Raw genomic sequence first — 21135 nt, forward strand, 5'->3', positions numbered from 1 at the left:
CATCATCGCGTCCAATCCTCAAGGAGCGGCCATGTCCACCACGCCATCGATCGATCGTGAACCTGTTCTCGACATTGAAAACCTGCGCATCGAATTTCGCGGCAAGAACGAAACGGTCGTTGCGATCCCTGACCTCTCGTTCAGGGTCATGCCCGGCGAAAGTTACGGGCTCGTCGGGGAGTCAGGCTGCGGCAAAAGCACGACGGCCATGGCGATCATGGGCTATCTCGGCAATACCGGTGTGATTGCCGGCGGCAGCATCCGCTTCAATGGCAAGCAACTGGTCGATGCTTCGGCCAGGGAGTTGCGCTCCATCCGCGGGCGGCAGATCGCCATGGTCTACCAGGATCCGATGAGTGCGCTTAATCCGGTCAAGACGATTGGCGCGCAGCTTGCCGAAGTGCCGCTGCTTCACATGGGCGCCAGCAAGAAGGACGCGATGGCGATGGCGGAGGCGATGCTTGCCGACGTTCGCCTGCCGGATGCCCGCGACATGATGCGGCGATATCCGCATCAGCTATCAGGTGGCCAGCAGCAACGTGTCGTCATCGCCATGGCATTGCTCGCCAAACCGTCCCTGCTGCTGCTCGATGAACCGACGACAGGCCTCGACGTGACGGTCGAGGCTGCGGTCATCGATCTGATTGCCGAATTGCGTCAACGTTATTCGACGAGCCTCTTGTTCATCTCGCACAATCTCGGTCTGATCGCGGAAAGCTGCGATCGTCTCGGCATCATGTATTCCGGCAAGATGGTCGAAGAGGGAACGACAGGTGAAGTGTTCCGCCGGCCGAAACACCCCTATACGCGCGGTCTCATCGACTGCATTCCCGATATCACCGGCGACAAGAGAAGCCGCACACTTGCCGCGATTCCGGGCTCGATCCCGCTACCGCAGGAACGGCCGCAGGGCTGTCTCTTCGGGCCACGCTGTTCAAGTTTCGTGGCAGGCCTCTGTGACCGCCCCGGGCTTGTTCTGGAGCCGGCGGGCGAGGACCATCTTGTGCGTTGTGTTCGCTGGCCGGACATTCCGGCTGCGACCGCAAGCGGGGCGCATGTCGAGGCGTATGATACCAAAAAAACGACGGCCATTTCGCTAGCCGACGTCAACCGTCTCTATCCTGTCGGCCACCAGAAGACGGTCAAGGCGAATGAAGCGGTCACATTCGAAGCGGCAACAGCCGAGATCGTCGCGCTGGTCGGTGAGTCCGGCTGCGGAAAATCGACGCTCGCGCGCATCGTGACGGGTCTCGACAAGGCGACGTCGGGAAAAATCCGCATGGCCGGCGAAAATATTGCCGAACTGCAGGCGAGCGAGCGCCCACGTGCGCTGTTGCAGCAGGTCCAGATGATCTTCCAGAACCCCGACAGTACGCTCAACCCTTCGCATTCGGCTGCCTTCTCCATTCGTCGTTCGATCAAGAAATTCGGTATCCGAAAAGGAAAGGCCGAGATCGAGCAGCGCGTCCGCGAGCTCCTGGAAATGGTGCGGTTGTCTCCAGCCGTTGCAGATCGAAAGCCGAACCAGCTTTCCGGCGGCCAGAAGCAGCGTATCGCCATCGCCCGCGCCTTTGCTGCCGAACCTTCGCTGATCGTCGCCGACGAACCGGTTTCAGCTCTCGACGTCTCGGTGCAGGCAGCGGTCGTGACGCTTCTTCTCGACATTCAGCGGGAAAAGCACGCCACGATGCTGTTCATCAGCCACGACCTGGCGCTGGTCCGCCATGTCGCCGACAAGGTCGTCGTCATGTATCTCGGCAAGATCATGGAGCAGGGAACCGTCGAGGAAGTCTTCGGAGAAGGCGCCCATCCTTATACCGAGGCGCTGCTGTCGGCGATCCGCAGCCCGCATCCCGACGAAACGCCGCGCGAGCGTATTCGCCTGTCGGGTGAAACGCCAAGCCCTGTCAACGTACCCGCCGGTTGCCGCTTTTCGACGCGATGCCACCGCAAGCTCGGCAGCATCTGCGACACCGTACCGCCGCCGCTGCGCAAGATGACCGGCACGCACGAGATTCTCTGCCATATCGATCAGGCGGACCTCGCCGCCCGGCCATCCATTCTTGTTCCCGTCAAACAGGCATAATGATGCGCGATCCCGACAGGTTGATTGGTGATTTCTGGCGGAAAGCCGCCGGTCTGCGTGCAATCCTGCACGTGTTGGCGAGTATCTGCATCGTTGCGACTGGAAATTCTCTTCTAACGACCACGGTTTCGCTTCATCTGAGCGATCCCGCAATCGATCCGCACGTGGTCCAGTTGCTGCTGACAGCATTTCCCATAGGCTTTCTTGGCGGCTGCCTGTCGGCCCGTTTCCTTGTCGTCCGTTTTGGACATGAGCGTGCCTTCCAGATCGTCTCATTGCTCGCCGCGTTCGGCGCCGGCGGCTATATGGTGACGGAATCCGCCCCGGTCTGGTTCTGCCTGCGTTTGATAAACGGCTTTTCGATCGCGGCGCTGTTCGTCGTGTCCGAAAGCTGGATCAACCTTTATGCCGATCAGAAGAATCGCGGGACATATTTTTCCCTCTATATGCTGATGACCTCGCTTGCGACATTGTTTGCGCAATTGCTGATCGAGGCGGCCGGACCGAAATCTCCTCATCTCTTTCAGCTTGTGCTTGCGGTCATCCTGTTCGGGTTGGTTTATGCCCGCTTTGTCGGTGGCCCCTGGCCCACCTTGCGACTGCCGCTGGCAGTGACGGTCGATGCCAGCAACGTCCACTCCGGGAGCCGGTTTGGCATCTGGCGGCTCGCCGCTCTCGCGCCAGTCACTGTCGTCTGCGTCTTTCAGTCGGGCATGACCAACATGAACGTCTATACGATGACGCCGATCTATGCGGAGCGGGTGAACCTCGACGCTGCCGTTGCGGTGACGCTGGTGACGGCTTTCAGCCTGGGCGGGATGCTCGCCCAGGCGCCGATCGGATGGTTGTCGGATCGCATGGACCGGCGCGTTCTGTTGCTCCTGCAGGGACTGGCGGCAGCGGGTCTATGTGCTGCAATCGCCTGGCCCGGAATGCGGCCCCAGGCGCTGCTCTACGGCCTGTTCTTTGTCTATGGCTCAGTCGCGCTGACGATCTACCCGGTCGCAATCGCCTATGCCAACGCGCAGCTCGATAGTCGGCACATGGTTTCCGCGTCGGGCAGCCTGCTGCTCCTCTATTCGATCGGCAACATCATGACACCGGGGCTTGCCGCGCAATTGATGGAACAATTCGCACCGCAGGCTCTCTTCCTTCTCCTCGGCGGCGGAGCCTTTCTGGTTGCTGCCGCCGCCTGCTTCAATCTTGTCCGCCGTCCGATCGGCGCGGCCAAGCCTTGCCTCGTTTCGGGAGGATGCGAATGACATGCGCCAAGCCTTATGACCTCGTGATCCGTGGTGGCCGCGTGGTGCTTCCGGACGCGACCAGGCAGATCGATATCGGCATTCGCGATGGCGTGATTGCCGCGCTGGAGCCGGATCTGCCCGAGGGAAGAAATGAAGTCGCAGCAGAAGGTCGTCTGGTCTTGCCAGGTGGGGTCGACAGCCATTGCCACATGGATCAACAGCCATGGGAAGGCAAAACGACGGCCGACGACTTCAACACCGGCACGCTGTCTGCGATGTGCGGCGGGACGACCACCGTCGTGCCTTTCGCCATGCAGATGCGCGGCCAGTCGTTGCGCGATATCGTCGAGGATTATCACAAGCGGGCCTGTCCAAAGGCGCGGATCGACTATGGCTTTCACCTGATCGTCGGTGATCCCTCAGCCGAAGTATTGCGCGACGAAATTCCCGGCCTGATCGCCGAAGGCTGCACGTCGATCAAGATTTACCTCACCTATGACGGGCTGAAACTCGATGACTACGAGGTGTTGAACGTCCTCGACCTTGCCCGTGCGCAGGGTGCGATGGTCATGGTCCATGCCGAAAATGATGCCTGCATTCGCTGGCTGACCGAAAAGTTCATCGCTGCGCGCAAGACCGACCTGCGCTATCACGAGAAGGCCCATTCGGCGATCGGTGACCGTGAAGCGACCTTTAGGGCGATCAGCCTTTCGGAACTGATCGAGACCCCGATCCTCGTCAGCCATGTTGCCGCCGGCGGGGCCGTCGAGGAGATTCGCCGCGCCAAGGCGAGAGGGCTTCCGATCTATGCCGAGACCTGCCCGCAATATCTCTTCCTCTCGGCCGATGACATCGATACGCACGACCTGTCCGGCTCCAAATGCGTCTGCACGCCGCCGCCGCGCGACAAGTCCAACCAGCCGGCAATCTGGGGCGGCATCCTGGATGGAACGCTTGAGGTCTTCACGTCCGATCACTCGCCCTGGCACTATGCCGACAAGATCGCGGGTGGGCCGGGAACCCCGTTCCATCGCATTCCCAATGGCATTCCCGGTATCGAAACGCGGCTCGCTTTGCTGTTTTCCGCTGGTGTGAACGGTGGCCTGATCTCGCTGCAGAAATTCGCGGATCTGACCGCCGGCGCCCCGGCGCGGCTCTTTGGTCTCCATCCCCGCAAGGGACGGATTGCAGTTGGTGCCGACGCCGATATCGCGATTTGGGATCCGGATCGCAGCGTCACAATCACCAATTCGCTGCTGCATCATGCGACGGACTACACGCCCTATGAAGGCCAGGTCGTGAAGGGCTGGCCCATCATGACGATCTCACGGGGCGACATCGTCTGGGACGACGGAAAGATCATGGCCGAGCCGGGACGGGGCCAGTTCGTTGCCCGTCACCGGCCGTTCCCACCGCAGCAAGGTCTTTCGAAGGTGCTTGCATCATGACGGCGGCGATGTCACGCCTTGATGGCAAGGTGATCTTTCTGACCGGTGCTGCGAGCGGTATCGGCGCGGCGATTGCGCGCCGCTGCATCGATGAAAACGCCTCGGTGATCTGTGCGGATCAATCGCTCGATAGCGTCACTGCGCTCGCCCAGTCCCTTGGCCCTCAGGCTTTCGCCATCCAGTGCGACGTGACTGATAATGCGTCGGTCAGGCGCGCGGTGGATAGTGGTGTGAGACGGTTCGGACGCCTGGACGGGCTCGTGCACAACGCCGCAGCACCCTCGATGGGTGGCACGGTCGTCGATCTTGACGAACAGCAATGGCGCCTCGAGATCGACGTCATCCTGACGGGCGCCTTCCTGGCCAGCAAGCATGCGCTTGCGGCAATGATTGCAGGCGGCGGCGGATCGGTCGTCTTCATCGCATCGCAGTTTGCGCATGTGGCGACCGGCAGGGCTGTCGCCTACTGCGCAGCAAAGGCCGGTCTCGTGCATCTCGCCAAGGCCATGGCAACCGATCATGCGGTCGATGGCATCCGCGTCAACAGCCTGTCGCCGGGCGCTGTTGCCACGCCAAGGCTGCTGCAGCGTTGGCCGGATCTTGAGGCGGCCAATGCCGGACTCGGACCTGCGCATTTGCTCGGTCGTATCGCAAAGCCCGATGAAATTGCCGCTGCTGCCGCCTTCCTGCTGTCGTCGGACGCTTCGTTCGTCACCGGAACCGACCTCCTGGCCGATGGTGGCTATGCCACGCGCTGATGCATGTCGCGAAATCTTTGGATGGATTTGAAATGACCCTACTTGTCACCGGTGGAACCGGCTTTGTCATGAGTGTCCTTGCCCGGACGTGGCTCGATCGTGATGCCAGGGCGCGTGTCGTCATTCTTGACCGCGCCGGCCTGGATGACATGGCTGAGCGCTATTTTGCACCGGTCCGCGATCGGCTCACTGTTATCACGGCTGACATCTGTGATCCCGGCCAGTGGGAGGCAGCGCTCGACAGTCACGATATCCGTTACGTGGTCCATGGCGCGACTGTCACTCCAATCTCGCGTGGCAGTGCCGCAGAAGCAAAGCGCCAGCCCGAAGCTGACGATCCTGCCAGGATCGTCGATGTCAATTTCATGGGCACCGTGCACATTCTCGAATGGTTGAGGGAACGCCCCGGCATTCAACGCCTCGTCTTCGTCAGTTCGGGCTCCGTCTACCGTCACCACGGGCCGGATTGGACGGGTGAGCCGCTTCCTGAAGATGGCTATGTCGCGCCGCTGACGCTTTACGGGATCTCCAAATTTGCAGCCGAGATGGTCGTCAACCGCTACGCAGATCTGTTCGATCTGTCGGCGGCCTCCGTTCGGCTTGCGTCGGTTTATGGGCCGATGGACCGGGTCACCGGCAGCCGCAATTTCCGGCACGTGCCGAACCGGGTAGCCCACATGGCGCTTGCTGGCGAGACCATCCGGCCAAACAGCCTGGAGCCTGTCGGCGACTACATCACCTCGACCGATGTCGCCGATGCGATCATCGCGCTGATCCTCGCAGAACGCCTGCGTTACCGGCACTACAATATCGGCAGCGGCGAGACCTCGACGATCGGCGACATCATCGCCTGGGCGAAGGAGCGGGCTCCGGACCTGCAGGTCGATTTGAGCCCGGGGGAAACTGCCAACATCATTCAGGACGTCTCACTCAAAGACGGCATGTGGGGAGCCTACGACATTGCCCGCATCGCGCGCGACACCGGCTGGCAGCCGCGCGGCGCAAGGCAATCGTTCCACGATTACATGGACTGGATTATCGACAACGAAAATCAGAACGAGGGAAAGTGATGAGCGCCATGGCAAAAGATCAATCGCGCGACTTTGTCGGTTACGGCCCGAAGCCTCCTGTCATGACTTGGCCAGGTGGGGTCAAGCTCGCGATCAACCTTGTCCTGAACTACGAGGAGGGCGCCGAATATTCCTGGCTCGAGGACGGGCGAAACGACAATTGGGGCGAATACAATATCCCAAACAGCCCGCCGCTGCGCGACCTCGGCACCGAAACGCATTTTGAATATGGCAGTCGTGCCGGCGTCTGGCGCCTATCACGCCTGTTCGACCGCTACGATATTCCGGTAACCGTCTCGGCCTGCGCCGTTGCGCTCGAGAAAAACCCTGCCGTCATTGATTGGATGAATGCCCGCGGCCATGACCTGCTCGGCCACGGCCTGCGCTGGAGTGAATATTCCATCATGCCGCGCGATGAGGAGGAGCAACAGCTTCACGAAGCCATCGCCCTCTATCAAAAATTGACCGGCAAGCGGCCGATGGGCTGGAACTGCCGATCCTTTCCAAGCGTCAACACCCGAGATCTGATCGTCAGGGAAGGTGGCTTTCTCTATTATTCCGATCCCTGCAACGACGATCTTCCCTATTTTCTCGATCACGAAGGCACGCGCCTTCTCGTCGTTCCCTATTCGAAGACACTGAACGACAGCCGTTATCTGATTGCGCCCGGCTACAGCAATCCGCGCGATTTTGCCGAGGATTGCCGTTCTGCCATCGACTACATGATTGGCGAAGCCGACGAGATCGGGGGGCGCATGCTGACGATCGGCGTGCATGCGCGCTGGATGGGCCAGCCCAATCGGGCGTCGGGGCTTCGGGACGTGATCGAACACGTCAAGAAGACCCCGGGCGCTGCCTTCATGCGACGCGAAGACATCGCTCGTTACTGGATGGATCATCATGGCTGACGGTGCGCATGCGATGCCGGGTGACCATCGTCAAGCAGAGGCGGAAACGATAAGCGGCGCCGAATATGTCGCCGGTGTCTTGAAGCAGGAAGGCGTCAAGCAGATCATCGGCTTTCCGGCAAGCGAGCTTTTTGATGCGTCTGCCGCGCTCGATATTCCGCCGCTGATCGCACGTACGCAGCGGGTCGCCGTCAACATTGCCGAAGGTTACGCCCGGGCGACGGCCGGCAGGGAGCTCGCCGTCGTCACCGTCCAGTACGGTCCGGGAGCCGAAAGCGCCTTTGCCGGTATCGCTCAGGCCTTCAATGATCGTGTGCCGATGCTGTTCCTGCCGACCGGTTATCCGCGCGGATCGGAAGCGGTCGCCCCGAATTTCGAATCCCGTCGCAACTTCCGCCACATCACTAAATGGTGCGAAGCGGCAACGCAGGTCGCCGATCTGCCGAAGCTGATGCATGCGGCAATTTCACGTGTCAGAAACGGGCCGCCGGCGCCCGTTCTGCTGGAACTGCCGGTCGATTTGTTGGCCGAAACGCTCGACGCCCGTCCGGCCGATCATCGCCGCCCGCGCCGCAGCGTGCCGCAGGCCGATGACGGTGAGGTGGCCAATCTGGTTGAAGCGCTGATTGCGGCCAAGAGCCCGGTGATCCTGGCAGGGCAGGGAGTTCTCGCCGCATCGGCCACGCAGGACCTGGTCGAGCTGGCCGAGTTGTTGAACGTTCCCGTCATGACGACACCGAACGGCAAGAGCGCCTTTCCCGAAGACCATCCACTTGCGCTTGGGACTGCCGGCCGGGCACGACCGGCGACGGTCGACCATTTTCTCGAAAGGGCCGATGTCGTGTTTGCCCTCGGCAGCAGCCTGACGCGCTCCTATTACATCCTGCCGGTCCCGGACGACAAAACCATCCTGCAGGTGACGCTCGACGAAGCCGATCTCGGCAAGGACTATGCGATCTCGCAAGGCGTGATCGGTGATGCCGCCTCCGTCCTCAGGCAGATGATTACGCTTATCCGCCGGGAATTTCTGCCACTTGGCGACCGGCCGCAGCCGGCGGCAGAAATCGCCGTCATTCGTGCGGCCTTCTTGGAAAAGTGGATGCCGCTGCTGACATCGGACAGCACACCGATCTCGCCCTACCGTGTCGTCTGGGAGATCATGCAGGCGATCGATCCGAAGACCTCGATCGTGACGCATGATGCCGGTAATCCGCGTGACCAGTTCTGCCCGTTCTATATGGCAAGCACGCCCGGCGGCTACATCGGCTGGGGCAAGACCACCCAGCTCGGCAGCGGCCTCGGCTTTGCGATGGGGGCCAAGCTTGCTCGTCCCGATGCGACGGTCGTCAATCTGATGGGAGAGTCCGCCTTCGGAATGGTCGGCATCGACTTCGAAACCGCCGTGCGGTGCAATCTGCCAGTCCTGACGGTCGTGCTGCGCAACAACGTGCTCGGCGGCTACGCGAAAAGCATGCCGATTGCCACCACGAAATATGGCGCGAATCGGGTGACGGGCAACTACGCTCCGATCGCTGAAGCCCTCGGTGGCTACAGCGAATGTGTGATCGAACCGGAGAACCTGCGTCCCGCATTGTTGCGCGCGCTGGACAGGGTTACAGCCGGCCAGGCCGCGCTGATCGAGGTTGTCACGCACGAAGAACCGCGGCTCGCAGGTCTGTGGTAGAAAAGCGGAGGCGGACGTGTTCGATACGATGATCCTTGGCGGCACGGTCGTCAATGCAAACGGTCAAGGCCGTGCGGATGTCGGCATTCTCGATGGACGGATAGCGGCTCTGCTTGCGCCTGGCGAGACCGCGATGGCACGCAATTTCATCGATGCGGGCGGCAAGCAGCTATTGCCGGGGCTCGTCGATGCGCATGCGCATCTGCGAGAACCCGGACTGACGCACAAGGAAGACTTTGAGAGTGGCACGCATGCCGGCGCTCTCGGCGGCGTGACAACGATCCTCGACATGCCGACGGACGATCCCTGGACGGCTTCGGCGCAGCAATTGTCCGACAAGATAGCGAGCGCAGCGGGACGACTGAATGTCGACGTCGGTTTTCAGGCGGTGGTTTCAAAGAGCTGCGACAGCCTGGATGACCTGCTTGCCTTGTCGCCGGTTTCGCTTGAACTGTTCACGGCAGATGTGCCTGCCGACTATCGGTTCGACAGTCTGGACGCGGTCACGCAGATGCTGCGCCGGTTGAAGGACACCGGCACGGTGATCGGTGTTTCCCCCGGCGACCAGTCGATCCTCGAGGGAACCAGTTCACGCGACCGCAGCGGCGGCATTTCGGCGTTTCTTGCCAGCAGGCCGCCGCTCGCCGAAGCCGGCGGTATCGCGCGTGCGGTTCTTGCCGCCGCCGAGAGCGGTACGCGAGTGCATGTTCGCCAGGTCAATTCGAAGCTCGGCGTCGAAACCTGGCGCCGCCTTCAGGGCATGGCTGACGTCACTATCGAAACGACGCCGCAGAACCTGTTCTTCACATCCGACGACTACGAGACGGACGGTGCCAAGCTGAAGGGATCACCGCCGTTTCGCGCGCATGACGATGTCGCTGCCCTGCGCCATGCGGTCTCGGAGGGCCTGATCACGATCATGGCGACCGATCACGCACCGCACAGCCCGGCCGAGAAGTCGGCGGCCTATGAATCCTTTGCCGATATTCCCGGCGGCATGCCCGGACTTCAGACATTGCTTTCGGTGATGCTGGGCCTGGTGGCGGAAAAGGTCATAGGGCTTCCGGACCTGGTGCGGATCTGCGCGTACAATCCCGCCCACCGCTTCGGGCTTGGACGTTCGAAAGGGTCGATCGCCGTCGGTCGTGATGCCGACATGCTGATTGTCGATATGGGCAGATCAGCTGTCATCACCAATGCCGAACAGGCTTCGCGCGCCGCTTACACACCATTTCATGGCAGGCGTGCGGCCGGCCGGTTGACCGATGTCTTCCTCCGCGGCGAACGCATCGTCAAAGACGGAACGCTCATCATCCCCAATCGCGGCCAGGTCGTCCGCAGGGCCGACTAAAGGAACTCCCATGCCTATGCTCGAGAAGAAAATTGCCATTGTCACCGGAGCGAGTTCCGGTCTCGGTCGCGCGATCGCGCTTCGCTACGCCCAAGAGGGCGCGACCGTCGTGATTGGCGACGTCTCCGAGGATCCGATCGAGGGAGGTGAAACGACCCTTTCCCGCATCCGGGCGGCAGGCGGAAAGGGTATGTTCATAAAGGCCGACATTTCCAGATGGGCTGACGTCGATGCGCTGGTCTCACAGACGGTGAAAGGGTTTGGGCGGCTCGACATCATGGTCAACAATGCCGCGATCTACACTTCGACCGATCTCCTGGAAACGTCGCCGCAACAATGGGATCGGGTGATCGCCGTCAATGTCACCGGCTTCTTTTATTGCTGCAAGCGGGCAGCGCAGCAATTCCTACTGCAGGAGCCGGTCGGCGACACGCGCGGACGCATCATCAACATTTCGTCGCAGCACGGCATGGTCGCCTGCCCAGGCGATTTCCCCTACGGGGTCAGCAAGGGTGCGATCGTCCAGATGACCCGGCAAATTGCTGTCGACCATGCAGCGGCAGGAATCGTTTGCAATGCGATCGCCCCCGGCAAGATCATCACCGGCAAGCCGGGTGTCGCCAACGATCTTGACGCTCTCGACTATTCACGCCGTCGCACGCCCTGGCCGCGGCTCGGCGAGCCGCGCGATGTCGCGAATGCCGCACTTTTCCTCGCCAGCGACATGGCGAGCTACATGACCGGCGTCAACCTGATGGTCGACGGCGGCTGGATGGCGGGCTGATCATGACGTCGCACAAGTTCGACAATAACGGAAAGGAAACAGACCATGGATCTAGGATTGAAAGGCAAGACTGCCCTCGTATTGGGCGCCGGTGGCGGACTTGGCGGAGCAATCGCCAAGACGCTAGCCGCGGAGGGCGCGAACGTCGCCGTTGCCGATATCAACAGGGAGGCGGCCGACAAGACCGTCGCAACAATCGCGGCGGCCGGCGGATCGGCGATGGCGTTTCAATGGGATCTTGCCGATCTCGGTGTGATCGAGCCCAATCTCGCTGCAATAGATAAGCAGTTCGGTCAGGTGGATGTTCTCGTCAATATCACCGGCGGCCCGCCGCCGACGCTCGTTTCCGGTCAGAACGCCGAAAGCTGGCGCAAGTATTTCGATAGCATGGTTCTCTCGGTCATCGCCATCAGCGACGCCGTGCTTCCCAAGATGCGTGAAAAGAAGTGGGGCCGTATCATCACCTCGACATCGTCGGGTGTCGTCGCGCCCATTCCCAACCTTGGCCTCTCGAATGCCCTGCGCATGTCCCTGCTTGGCTGGTCCAAGACTTTGGCGGGTGAAGTCGGCCGTGATGGCGTGACCGTCAATGTCGTCCTGCCGGGACGTATCGCTACGCAGCGCATCACTTTCCTCGATGAGCAAAAGGCCAAGCGTGAAGGCAGGCCTGTGGAGGAGGTCTCGGCCGCAAGCACCGCCTCGATCCCGGTCGGCCGCTATGGAGACCCTCAGGAATATGCTGACGTGGTCGCTTTCATTGCAAGCATGCGATCCTCCTATCTGACCGGTTCTGTCATCAGGGTCGATGGCGGCCTGATCGCAAGCGTGTGAGAGGGCGGCCTTGCCCCGACCGTCCACTCTCCGGCGGATGGTCCCGCCGGAGATCGTCTCTGGTTCTTTAGAAGTTCCACCGCCCTCATGGCCGATCACGGCATCACATGCTCGATGAGCCGATCCGGCAATGTCTCGGACAATGCCGCGATGGAAAGCTTCTTCTCATCACTCAAAACGGGACGAACTGCTCGCAAGGTAGGGCGATACAATAATGATCTTCGGCGCCAGCGGCGGTATCGGGCACATGGCCATCCAACCCGCAAAACGAATGGGCGCCCGAGTATTCGCGGTGGCTTCGGGCGATGACGGCGTGGCGCATCGCTGCGGCTGGGTGCCGACGCCATCGTCAATGGGCGCAAGGACGACGCGGCGGTGGCCGCTCGTGAATTCGCTCCTGGCGGCCTCGACGCTGCCGTTGTCACCGTCGGCGGTGAGACGGCCGACCAAGCGCTGTCGTCAGTGCGAGATGGCGGTCGGGTCGCCTCTCCCTACGGCGTGATGCCCGATCCAAATGTCCGGCCCGGCGTTACGCTCATTCGCTACAACGGCGCCCGCTGCCAGGACGCGACCTGCAAGCTTAACCGCCTGATTGACTCTGGCCCGTTCGATGTCCATGTCGCCCGTACAGTACATTCCCGTTCGAACAGGTCTTTGATGCCCACCGGGCCCTTGCCATCCACTACGTCGGCAAGCTCGCTTTGCGGGTGAGTTGAGCAAATGGTGGATTGCATCAGACATCACCAGGCGTGGCGACAAGCGACGCCTTCGGCGTCGCTGCGATTGTTGAGCTGATGACTCGTGGCGCCGTTGTAGCCGCGCACGCAGAGTTCGCCATCCACCGCGACCGGCCATAGGAAGCATGAGCCCCCTCCAGAGCTTGATACTTGCCATCAGCTCTTCATTCTATATATTCGGGATATGTCGAATATATCAAATAAAATGCATGAAGACGAGCAGCGCTTCGTGGAGGATATGGCGCGCCTGCTGGTGCCTTCGGGCGTGCCGCCCATCGCCGCCCGGCTTTATGGTCATCTGCTTCTCTGCCCCCGTCCCGTCAGCCTAGACCAGATCACCGAGGATCTCGGGATCAGCAAGAGCAGCGCAAGCGTGGCAGCGCGTTTGTTGGAGACCTATACGCTCGCGCGTCGCCACAGCGAGCCCGGAACCAAGCGCGCGCTTTACGCGGTGGCCGACGACTACGAAGCCATGATCCGACAACAGAACCGGCTGCTCGATGCACTGGCCGAGCAGCTGAACGCCGGGGCAGGAATCGTCCCGTCCAAGGAAGTAAACGCACGTCTCGAGGAGATGGCGGAATTCTATCGGGTGATGCGCGGCGCCATGGATGACGCCATGAGCCACTGGAAATGTAGCCGGCGCCGGCGGTGAAGGGTGAATTCCCGTGGCGGAAGAATTAACAGCTTCGACATGAGAGGCAAGAAATGGGTCTCGTTCTAAATCTTATCATCCAGACGATCGTCTGGTACGGCTTCATGGGTGCGATTATCTTTGGCGCCGCGGGCACGATAGACTACATCGGTGGGTGGCTCTATCTCGGTGAAATGGTCGCACTATCAATCGTTTTTGGGACAATCATGATGCGCGTTGATCCCGGGCTGCTCAGAGAACGCCTGAAGCCGCCTTTGCAAAAGGATCAGCCGCTCGCGGACAAGCTGATTATAATTCCAGTCCTGCTCCTCATATTTGGAGGAATGGGTTTCATGGCAGCAGATGCGGCGCGCTGGCGCTGGTCGGCGATGCCATCTTCCGTGCAGTGGGCAGGCTGCGGCCTCCTTCTGGCGGGACTTTTGTTCATTTACTGGGTTATGCGCACGAACAGCTTCGCGGCGCCGGTCGTGAAAATACAAAAGGACCGCGGGCAGGCGGTTATCACAACAGGCCCTTATGCCATCGTCCGCCATCCGATGTATTTCGGCGCGCTTTTCTACATCGCCGGTACCTCGCTCGTGCTCGGCTCATGGTGGGGGCTTGTGACGGTCCCCATCCTCGCATTCTTATTCGGCATCCGGATCGGCATTGAAGAAAAAACACTGCGCACGGGCCTCGATGGCTATGACGATTATGCGCGCCGCGTGCGCTGGCGCCTGATTCCATTCATCTGGTGAGACTGCCCGCCACGATGGCCGATCTCGACGAGAAATCATGCCGTCGAATACGACAGACGGATCGAATTAGCAGGATACATTGCGGCAACGCGTGGCGGTACGTGGCCCGAAGTTTAAATTTTCAGCCCCTCCCGACCTGAACGTTGACCAGGTCCGAAAGACGTCGCCATGCAACGTTCGGCCCAAAGCTGCCGACATCCGAAACCCTTCATAGAAGGTGACATTCGGCGAACCTCGGCTGGAGCCCGGCTGCCAGATCGAAAAGCGGGCGCCGATGGCGACATTCGACTCCGCGCTTTTTGTGTAGACGTCGGCGATACCCGAGAAAGTTCGCCGCCCCGCCTTGAGCAATCCATTGGCTAAGTTGTTCCCAAGCGGTTTGTTTTGCGCCACTCTTCGTATTCTCCGCGGGCATCGTCATGGAGCGGATAGTAGCGCTGCAACGACCCGCCCCCCATAAGCTTCACGCGTGAGAACTCCTCCCAATCGTGATGCTTTTGCGATTCTTCGATGACCTTCGCGGCCATTGCGACTGGAAGCACCACCACCCCGTCATCGTCGGCGACGATGATGTCTCCGGGGATGACCGTGACACCGCCACAGGCAATCGGAACATTGACGGCGTTGGGATAGATGCCAGTCTGCACATGATAGTTGGGCGTCCAGCCACGCAGCCATAAAGGTAGATCCAGCTTCTCGACATTGGGCCGATCGCGCATGCAGCCATCGATCACGATGCCAGCGCCGCCTCGTCCTTTGAAATACGTCGACATCATATCGCCGAAGACGCCGGAGCTCATGTCGCCGCGCGCGTCGACCACGACCACATCGCCCTCCTGCGCGTGATAAAGCACATGGCGGTGCAACTGCGTCTCCGGATCCGCATATTCTCCCTCGGTAAAGAGGTCCGGCCGCTGGGGCAGGAATTGAAGCGTCAGGGCCGGCCCGACGATCGATTTTCCGTGATTCTGCGCCACGGGACCCACCATGTGCGGATTGCGGAAGCCCATGTGGCCAAGCGTGCCGGAAACCGTCGCGGCGCCGATCTCCTTCAGCGCGTCGATCAACTCTTTGGGCGGTCGCGTAATGTCGGGCGTGTGTGTCATTCTAAGCTCCGGTGGATGAAACTACCAGTTTGTCACTGAACCGTCGCGGCGCTTCAGGTGAGGCGCTTCCCAGAAACGAAAGCTCTCCGCCTTGATCGCCTCTTCGTTGACCTCGACGCCGAGCCCCGGCAAATCGCTGACCGGATAGTCGGGGCCGTCGAGTCGTGGTTGCACGGGGAAGAAGTCGGAATTATCGAACCCCAGCTTTGCTTCGGGCGCCCTTGTCTCGAGCCAGGCGAAATTCGCTACCGCGGCGGCGAGATGGATAGTCGCGGCAGTGCAGACTGGGCCGAGGGGATTGTGCGGCATCAGGTCCACATAGTGCGCCTCGCTCCAGCCCGCGACCTTCATCGCTTCAGTGAGCCCGCCCACATTGCAAACATCGAGCCGGTTGAACTGATGGATGCCACGCTCGACGTAGGGCAGGAATTGCCACTTGCTGGCAAATTCCTCGCCGATGGCGAACGGGATGTCGGTCATCGTGCGCAGGGATTGGTAAGCCTCCGGCGTTTCGTCTCGTATCGGCTCCTCGAGGAAATCAAGCACGCCACGGCCGAGCTTGTTGCAGAAGCTCGCCGCCTCTGCCACCGAGAGCCGATGATGATAGTCGATGCCGAGGACGACGTCGTCGTCCAGCGCTTCACGCGCCTTGTTCAGCATACGTGCGGTAGGCCCGATCGACTCCCGCGGCTCAAAGATATCCCTGCTGTTTTGCCCGATGGGGAAGAAGCGGATCGCCTGCCACCCCTGGGCGCGTAGTTCGCGGGCTCGTTCGATGGCAGCATCGCCCTCGGCCTCGTCACCGGTCGAGGCGAAGGTCGGAATGCGGTCGCGCTGCTTGCCGCCTAACAGATCGTAGGCCGGCACCCCCAGCGCCTTGCCCTTGATGTCGTGAAGGGCAATGTCGATGGCCGAAATCGCCGCCTGCAGAACGCGCCCGCCTTCGAAATATTGGCTGCGATAAACTTCTTGCCAGATCCGCCCAATTTGCATCGGGTCGCGGCCGATGAGAAATTCGCGATAGTGCTCGATCGCGCCGGCCACGGCCTTCTCGCGCCCGCTCAGGCCGCTCTCGCCCCAGCCGAAGATGCCATCGTCGGTCTCCACCTTGACCAGCATCTGGTTGCGCGTTCCTACCCATACTGGATAGGGCTTGATCGCCGTGATTTTGAGCTTCGCAGTCATCCACGCCCTCGTTTCACACGCATCCGCCTGGTCTCAGTTGGCCTTGAGCGCCATTTCTGTTTGGCCGTCGAAAAGATGCATCCGCTCCTGATCGAACTCGAGCCAAATTTGTTCATCGGGCGCCACGGCAATGGTCGGCGGCACGCTGACGTTGACGATGGCGCCAGACAGAAACGCCTGCACGAAAGTGACGTCTCCGGTCGGCTCCACTGTGTAGGCCTTGGCAGGGACGCTTCCAGGTATCGCGCTCTTATGCAGCCTGATCGTCGAGTGACGTGCCCCGAGCACGACTTTCTTGGTTGTTGCCCTCGAGACCTTCTGAGCGTTTTGTGGCGAGAGCTCGAGGCGCCAGCCCTCCGCGCTCGTCAACACAGTATTGCCGTTTGCCGTTGACGCCTCCAGCGGAACGAGGCTCATCGCCGGGCTGCCGACGAAGCTGGCGACGAACATGTTCACAGGATGGGCAAAGACCTGCGCCGGTGTATCGTATTGCTGCAAGTAGCCGCCGTTCATCACCGCCATCCTGTCGGCCATGGTTACCGCTTCGAGCTGGTCGTGTGTCACGTAGATGATCGTGGCGTTGAGGTCCTGGTGGAAACGCTTGATCTCCGACCGCATCTGCACGCGCAGCTTCGCGTCGAGGTTGGAGAGTGGTTCATCCATCAGGAATACCGCCGGATCGCGAACGAGGGCACGGCCCAGCGCCACGCGCTGCTGTTGGCCGCCCGAAAGTTCGCGCGGCTTGCGCTCGAGCAACTGCGTCATGTCGAGCACGCGCGCTGCTTCCTTGACCTTCTTGTCGATCTCGTCCCTTGGCAGTTTGCGCATCTGCAGCGGGAACGCCAGATTTTTGTAAACCGATTTCTGCGGATAGAGCGCGTAGTTCTGGAACACCATTGCGATGTCCCGGTCCTTGGGGTCGAGGTCGTTGACCACCCTGTCGCCGATGACGATGTCGCCAGATGTGATGGGGATGAGCCCCGCCACAAGATTGAGTGTGGTTGTCTTGCCGCAGCCTGAGGGGCCGACGAGCGCAACGAATTCGCCGTCGTTGACCGTCAGCGAAACGTCGTTGACAGCTTTGAAGCTGCCATAGGTCTTGACCAGATCTTTGAGGACCACATGGGCCACCGGCAACTCCCTTAGTGCTTGACTGCGCCTTCCGTGAGGGCGCGTACGAAGTATCGCTGCAGGACAAGGAACAGAACCACGACGGGCACGCTCATCATGAAGCTGGCCGCCATCAGGCCCGGAAAGTCCGTTGTATTCTCCGAGAAGAAGCGCTGGATGCCGACCGGCAGTGTCAACTGCTCGTTCTTGGAGAGGAAGGTGTAGGCGTAGATGTACTCGTTCCACGCGCCGATGAAGGAATAGATCGCCGTGGCGATGATTCCCGGCGCCGAAAGCGGCATCACGATGAGGACAAAGGCCTGGAACCGCGTTGCCCCGTCGATGCGTGCGGCCTGCTCGAGTTGCACCGGGATGTTGTCGTAGAAGCCCTTGAGCAGCCAGATTGCCAGCGGCAGGCCGAATGTGAGGTAGGTGAGGATGAGCGACCCATGCGTGTTCACCAGCCCGATCGCGCGCATCAGGATGAAGAGCGGCACGAGAAAAATCACTGCCGGGAACATGTTCCGAAGCAAGACGGCGAAGAACAGAAAGTTCCGACCCGGGAAGGTGAAGCGCGAAAACGCGTAGGCCGCAGGAACTGCCACGATCACCGAAAGGATGGTCGTGGCGGTGGAGACGAAAAGGCTGTTCCAGAAGAAGCGCAGGAAGTCCTGGCCGACGCTGTTTTGCGGATCGAGCAGCTTCTGGTAGCTGGCAAGGGTGGGTTGGTCCGGCCACCATTGCGGCGGGAATTGCATGGCCGCGAAGCCGGACTTGATCGAGGTGATCAGCATCCAGATCATCGGTAATGCGGTGTAAAGCAGCATGAACACGAGGAAGATGCGTCCGCCCCACCGCCATCCATCGATGCGGGTACGGCGACGCGCCTGGCTTCGACGAGCAGTCTCGGCAATCGCGCTCATTCGTTTCCATCCTTCCGTTCATTGCCGCTCAACGCACGGACGTAGAAGTAGCCGAGCGACATCAGGATCAGGAACAGCAGCACCGAATAGGCCGATGCCACCCCCCAGCGCTGGCGGCCGAAGGCGAGCTCATAAATATGGGTGATCCAGATATGCGATGCGTTCGACGGCCCACCGCCGGTCATGATCCAGGGGATGATGAAAGAATTGAAGTTCGCCACTGCCAGCAGAAGGATCGTCACCGTCGAGACGTTTCTCAAGTGCGGAAAGGTGACGTGCCAGAACCGCTGCCATGCATTGGCTCCGTCGACCTTTGCTGCGCGCAGCAACTGATCGGGAACCGTCTGCAGCCCAGCCATCATCATGATCATAGCAAACGGAAACTCTCGCCAGATATTCACGACGATCAGCGAGGGCAGCACCGTGCTGACGCTGTCGATGAAATTCGGCGGCCGGTCGGCCAACCCGAGGCCGACCAGCACCGCGCCAATGATCCCAAAGTCCGAATGGTAGATCCACTTCCAGATATAGGACGCGGCGACCGCGCTGATGACCCAGGGAATGATCAGGATGGCCCGCAGGATGCCGCGGCCGATAAAGTCGCGATGGAGCGCCAAGGCACAGGCAAATCCCAGGACAAATGAGATAAAAGTGGATGCCAGTGTCCAGATAAGAGTGTTCGAGGTGACCGTCCAGAACACCGGACTTGTGAGGATGGCGATGTAGTTGTCGAAGCCGACGAAAATCTTGTCCCGGAGCTGAAGGCCAGGTGGTGTATTAAAGAACGACAGCTCGATCGTGTAGTAGATAGGGTAGGCTATGACGATGAGCATTACGGCGATCGCAGGAAGCACATACGCGTAGTCAGCGCGATGCTCCCAAATCTTTCGCAGCACGCCGGACCTATCGGGGTGCAGTCTTCGGCGAACCTCGGCCTTGCCAGTCAAGATCGTCACTGTGCCCTGCCCTTATTCTTCGGAAGAAACCGGCTGCAATCGAGGCGCAGCCGGTCAGATCGGCAGGCCTGGACTAGAGTCCGCCGTCCGTCAGGTCTTTTACCTTCTTGGCTGCGTCGTCTGCTGCTTGGTCGACGGTCATGGCTCCGGTCAGGGCATTCTGCAGCATGTCCGGGACGATAATATTCATGATCTCGGGAGACTGTGGCAGCGCCGGGAAGGGGATGCCGTATGGCAGCATCGAGGTCGTGACATCAAGGAACTTGATGTTATCAAGACGTTCCTTCATCCATTTGGTCTTGAAGCCGTTAAGGTTTCCCGGGTTCGAGCCGGCATAGGCCATCTTCAGCGACCATTCGGGGCTCGTCCACATGCAGATGATAGCCTTTGCAGCCGGCTCGTCTACCTTGCCGCCCTCGACATATTCGGGCTTCAGGATGTGAATGTTGGAGCCGCCAAACACGACGGCACGCTTGCCGTCGGGGCCGGTCGGAATCAGGCCGTAGCGCATGTTGTCGATGACGGTCTGCGCTTTTTCCTTGTCGCTGCCCGTCGTCTTCTTCTGCAGGTCGAGCATGACGTTGTAGTCGGACGGGTGCGAGATCATCATGCCGAGCTGGCCAGCGAGGAAGAGGGGCTGGTTGTCCGCCTGCTGGTTGGTGAGTGCCGAAACCGGAACCGACTTGTCGCGAACATACATATCGTAGGAGGCTTGCAATGCCGCCTTGCTCTGCGGGCTATTGAGCTCGACCTCTTTATAGGTTGGGTTGGCGGTAGCTTCGTCGAAGACGCCGCCGCCATAGGCCCACAGTTGCGGCATGAAACGGTACGGCGTATTGCCCGCATTCTTGCGCGCCACGAGGCCGTAACCGGCAATGCCGAGCCTGTCGTGGATCTGCTTGGAATCTTTGACGACGTCGTCCCAGGTTGCCGGAGCCTTGTCCGGATCGAGGCCTGCACGCTTGAAGATGTCGGCGTTCCAGATGAACGCCATCGTCTCGTTGTTGGTTGGAATGCCGTAGGTCACCCCGTCCCAGGTTACAGCCTTCATTGCGCCGGGCCAGAAATCCTCGGTCGAATACCCGACATCTTCGGGTTTGAGCGGCTGCAAATAGCCCTTTGCGGCGAACTCGGTGCCACCAAGGATTTGCAGGCGGACCGCCATGGGCGCTGCATTGCCAAGGAGTGCGGTCCGGAACTTGTCGAGCAGGTCGTTATAGGTGAGGGCTTGTTCCTCGAGCTGGATGTTCGGATAGGTTTTGCGGAAGGTCTCGAAGAAGTCCTTGTAATACTGGCGCAGGAGGTCGGGGTCGCCCTCGAAGACGCCCTGATACCAGAAAGTCAGTCGCCCCTTATAGTCGAGCGGAGTGACCTTGGCGCAATCGGCCGCCGTGTCAAAATCTTGTGTGCCGGCGATGGAGCGAACGTATTCCGGCGACCACTTGCTCAGGTCGACCGGCGCACCCATCGCAGACACGGACATCAACGATACCATCAAAGCAGTCGAGACAGTGCCGCACAGGATGGCACGGCCGAGTGAAATCCTCGTCATAGGTAACCTC

General features: G+C 60.6%; 19 protein-coding genes and 1 pseudogene. 14 read left to right on the forward strand and 6 right to left on the reverse strand.

Going from position 1 to position 21135, the window contains the following annotated elements:
* Positions 1 to 31 precede the first annotated feature (31 nt).
* The 14 genes and pseudogenes from AB4Z13_RS28870 to AB4Z13_RS28935 all read left to right on the forward strand — a co-directional run bounded on the left by AB4Z13_RS28870 (position 32) and on the right by AB4Z13_RS28935 (position 14293).
* Positions 32 to 2086: a dipeptide ABC transporter ATP-binding protein gene (locus tag AB4Z13_RS28870; RefSeq protein ID WP_442207405.1), complete on the forward strand. Its 2055-nt coding sequence runs from the start codon at positions 32 to 34 to the stop codon at positions 2084 to 2086.
* The gene (locus AB4Z13_RS28875) at positions 2086 to 3348 is read left to right on the forward strand and encodes an MFS transporter (protein ID WP_442207406.1); all 1263 of its coding nucleotides are present in this window, start codon (positions 2086 to 2088) and stop codon (positions 3346 to 3348) included. The genes AB4Z13_RS28870 and AB4Z13_RS28875 overlap by 1 nt, the downstream gene beginning before the upstream one ends.
* Positions 3345 to 4778, forward strand: coding sequence for a dihydropyrimidinase (hydA, locus tag AB4Z13_RS28880; RefSeq protein WP_442207407.1), 1434 nt, complete (start codon positions 3345 to 3347; stop codon positions 4776 to 4778). Before AB4Z13_RS28875 ends, hydA begins: the two co-directional genes overlap by 4 nt.
* Complete coding sequence (locus tag AB4Z13_RS28885; RefSeq protein ID WP_442207408.1) at positions 4775 to 5536, forward strand: SDR family NAD(P)-dependent oxidoreductase; 762 nt, start codon at positions 4775 to 4777, stop codon at positions 5534 to 5536. The genes hydA and AB4Z13_RS28885 overlap by 4 nt, the downstream gene beginning before the upstream one ends.
* Before the next feature lie 32 nt (positions 5537 to 5568).
* Complete coding sequence (locus AB4Z13_RS28890) at positions 5569 to 6606, forward strand: NAD-dependent epimerase/dehydratase family protein (protein ID WP_439018553.1); 1038 nt, start codon at positions 5569 to 5571, stop codon at positions 6604 to 6606.
* A complete protein-coding gene (locus AB4Z13_RS28895; protein WP_439018552.1) occupies positions 6606 to 7514 on the forward strand; it encodes an allantoinase PuuE in 909 nt (302 codons plus the stop codon). Before AB4Z13_RS28890 ends, AB4Z13_RS28895 begins: the two co-directional genes overlap by 1 nt.
* Positions 7507 to 9198 (forward strand): thiamine pyrophosphate-requiring protein, encoded by a 1692-nt coding sequence (locus AB4Z13_RS28900; RefSeq protein WP_442207409.1) that lies wholly within the window; start codon positions 7507 to 7509, stop codon positions 9196 to 9198. The genes AB4Z13_RS28895 and AB4Z13_RS28900 overlap by 8 nt, the downstream gene beginning before the upstream one ends.
* Before the next feature lie 16 nt (positions 9199 to 9214).
* Positions 9215 to 10549: a dihydroorotase gene (locus AB4Z13_RS28905; protein WP_442207410.1), complete on the forward strand. Its 1335-nt coding sequence runs from the start codon at positions 9215 to 9217 to the stop codon at positions 10547 to 10549.
* A gap of 10 nt (positions 10550 to 10559) precedes the next feature.
* Entirely contained in the window at positions 10560 to 11333 is a 774-nt protein-coding gene (locus AB4Z13_RS28910; RefSeq protein WP_113321059.1) for a glucose 1-dehydrogenase, read from the forward strand.
* A gap of 45 nt (positions 11334 to 11378) precedes the next feature.
* On the forward strand, positions 11379 to 12164 hold the full coding sequence (locus tag AB4Z13_RS28915; RefSeq protein WP_113321058.1) for an SDR family oxidoreductase: 786 nt from the start codon (positions 11379 to 11381) through the stop codon (positions 12162 to 12164).
* An 84-nt stretch (positions 12165 to 12248) separates the two neighbouring features.
* Positions 12249 to 12473 (forward strand): annotated as a pseudogene (locus tag AB4Z13_RS28920) (hypothetical protein); the annotation flags it as partial.
* Positions 12474 to 12539: 66 nt separating this feature from the next.
* Complete coding sequence (locus AB4Z13_RS28925; protein WP_442207411.1) at positions 12540 to 12875, forward strand: hypothetical protein; 336 nt, start codon at positions 12540 to 12542, stop codon at positions 12873 to 12875.
* Positions 12876 to 13106: 231 nt separating this feature from the next.
* A complete protein-coding gene (locus tag AB4Z13_RS28930; RefSeq protein WP_442207412.1) occupies positions 13107 to 13556 on the forward strand; it encodes a GbsR/MarR family transcriptional regulator in 450 nt (149 codons plus the stop codon).
* Between the two features lie 53 nt (positions 13557 to 13609).
* Positions 13610 to 14293, forward strand: coding sequence for a methyltransferase family protein (locus AB4Z13_RS28935; protein WP_113321056.1), 684 nt, complete (start codon positions 13610 to 13612; stop codon positions 14291 to 14293).
* A gap of 359 nt (positions 14294 to 14652) precedes the next feature.
* Here the strand turns inward: AB4Z13_RS28935 and AB4Z13_RS28940 are convergent, their stop codons facing one another.
* The 6 genes from AB4Z13_RS28940 to AB4Z13_RS28965 form a co-directional block, all read right to left on the reverse strand.
* The gene (locus AB4Z13_RS28940; protein ID WP_113321055.1) at positions 14653 to 15399 is read right to left on the reverse strand and encodes a ribonuclease activity regulator RraA; all 747 of its coding nucleotides are present in this window, start codon (positions 15397 to 15399) and stop codon (positions 14653 to 14655) included.
* 21 nt (positions 15400 to 15420) lie between these two features.
* Complete coding sequence (locus tag AB4Z13_RS28945; RefSeq protein ID WP_442207413.1) at positions 15421 to 16584, reverse strand: mandelate racemase/muconate lactonizing enzyme family protein; 1164 nt, start codon at positions 16582 to 16584, stop codon at positions 15421 to 15423.
* A gap of 33 nt (positions 16585 to 16617) precedes the next feature.
* Positions 16618 to 17715: an ABC transporter ATP-binding protein gene (locus tag AB4Z13_RS28950; RefSeq protein ID WP_442207414.1), complete on the reverse strand. Its 1098-nt coding sequence runs from the start codon at positions 17713 to 17715 to the stop codon at positions 16618 to 16620.
* A gap of 11 nt (positions 17716 to 17726) precedes the next feature.
* On the reverse strand, positions 17727 to 18617 hold the full coding sequence (locus AB4Z13_RS28955) for a carbohydrate ABC transporter permease (protein WP_310380897.1): 891 nt from the start codon (positions 18615 to 18617) through the stop codon (positions 17727 to 17729).
* Positions 18614 to 19573: a carbohydrate ABC transporter permease gene (locus AB4Z13_RS28960; protein WP_439018510.1), complete on the reverse strand. Its 960-nt coding sequence runs from the start codon at positions 19571 to 19573 to the stop codon at positions 18614 to 18616. Before AB4Z13_RS28960 ends, AB4Z13_RS28955 begins: the two co-directional genes overlap by 4 nt.
* Before the next feature lie 73 nt (positions 19574 to 19646).
* Positions 19647 to 21125 (reverse strand): ABC transporter substrate-binding protein, encoded by a 1479-nt coding sequence (locus tag AB4Z13_RS28965; protein ID WP_442207415.1) that lies wholly within the window; start codon positions 21123 to 21125, stop codon positions 19647 to 19649.
* Positions 21126 to 21135 lie beyond the last annotated feature (10 nt).

Origin of the sequence: Rhizobium sp. YAF28, assembly GCF_052113285.1 — a bacterium.
GTDB lineage: Bacteria > Pseudomonadota > Alphaproteobacteria > Rhizobiales > Rhizobiaceae > Rhizobium.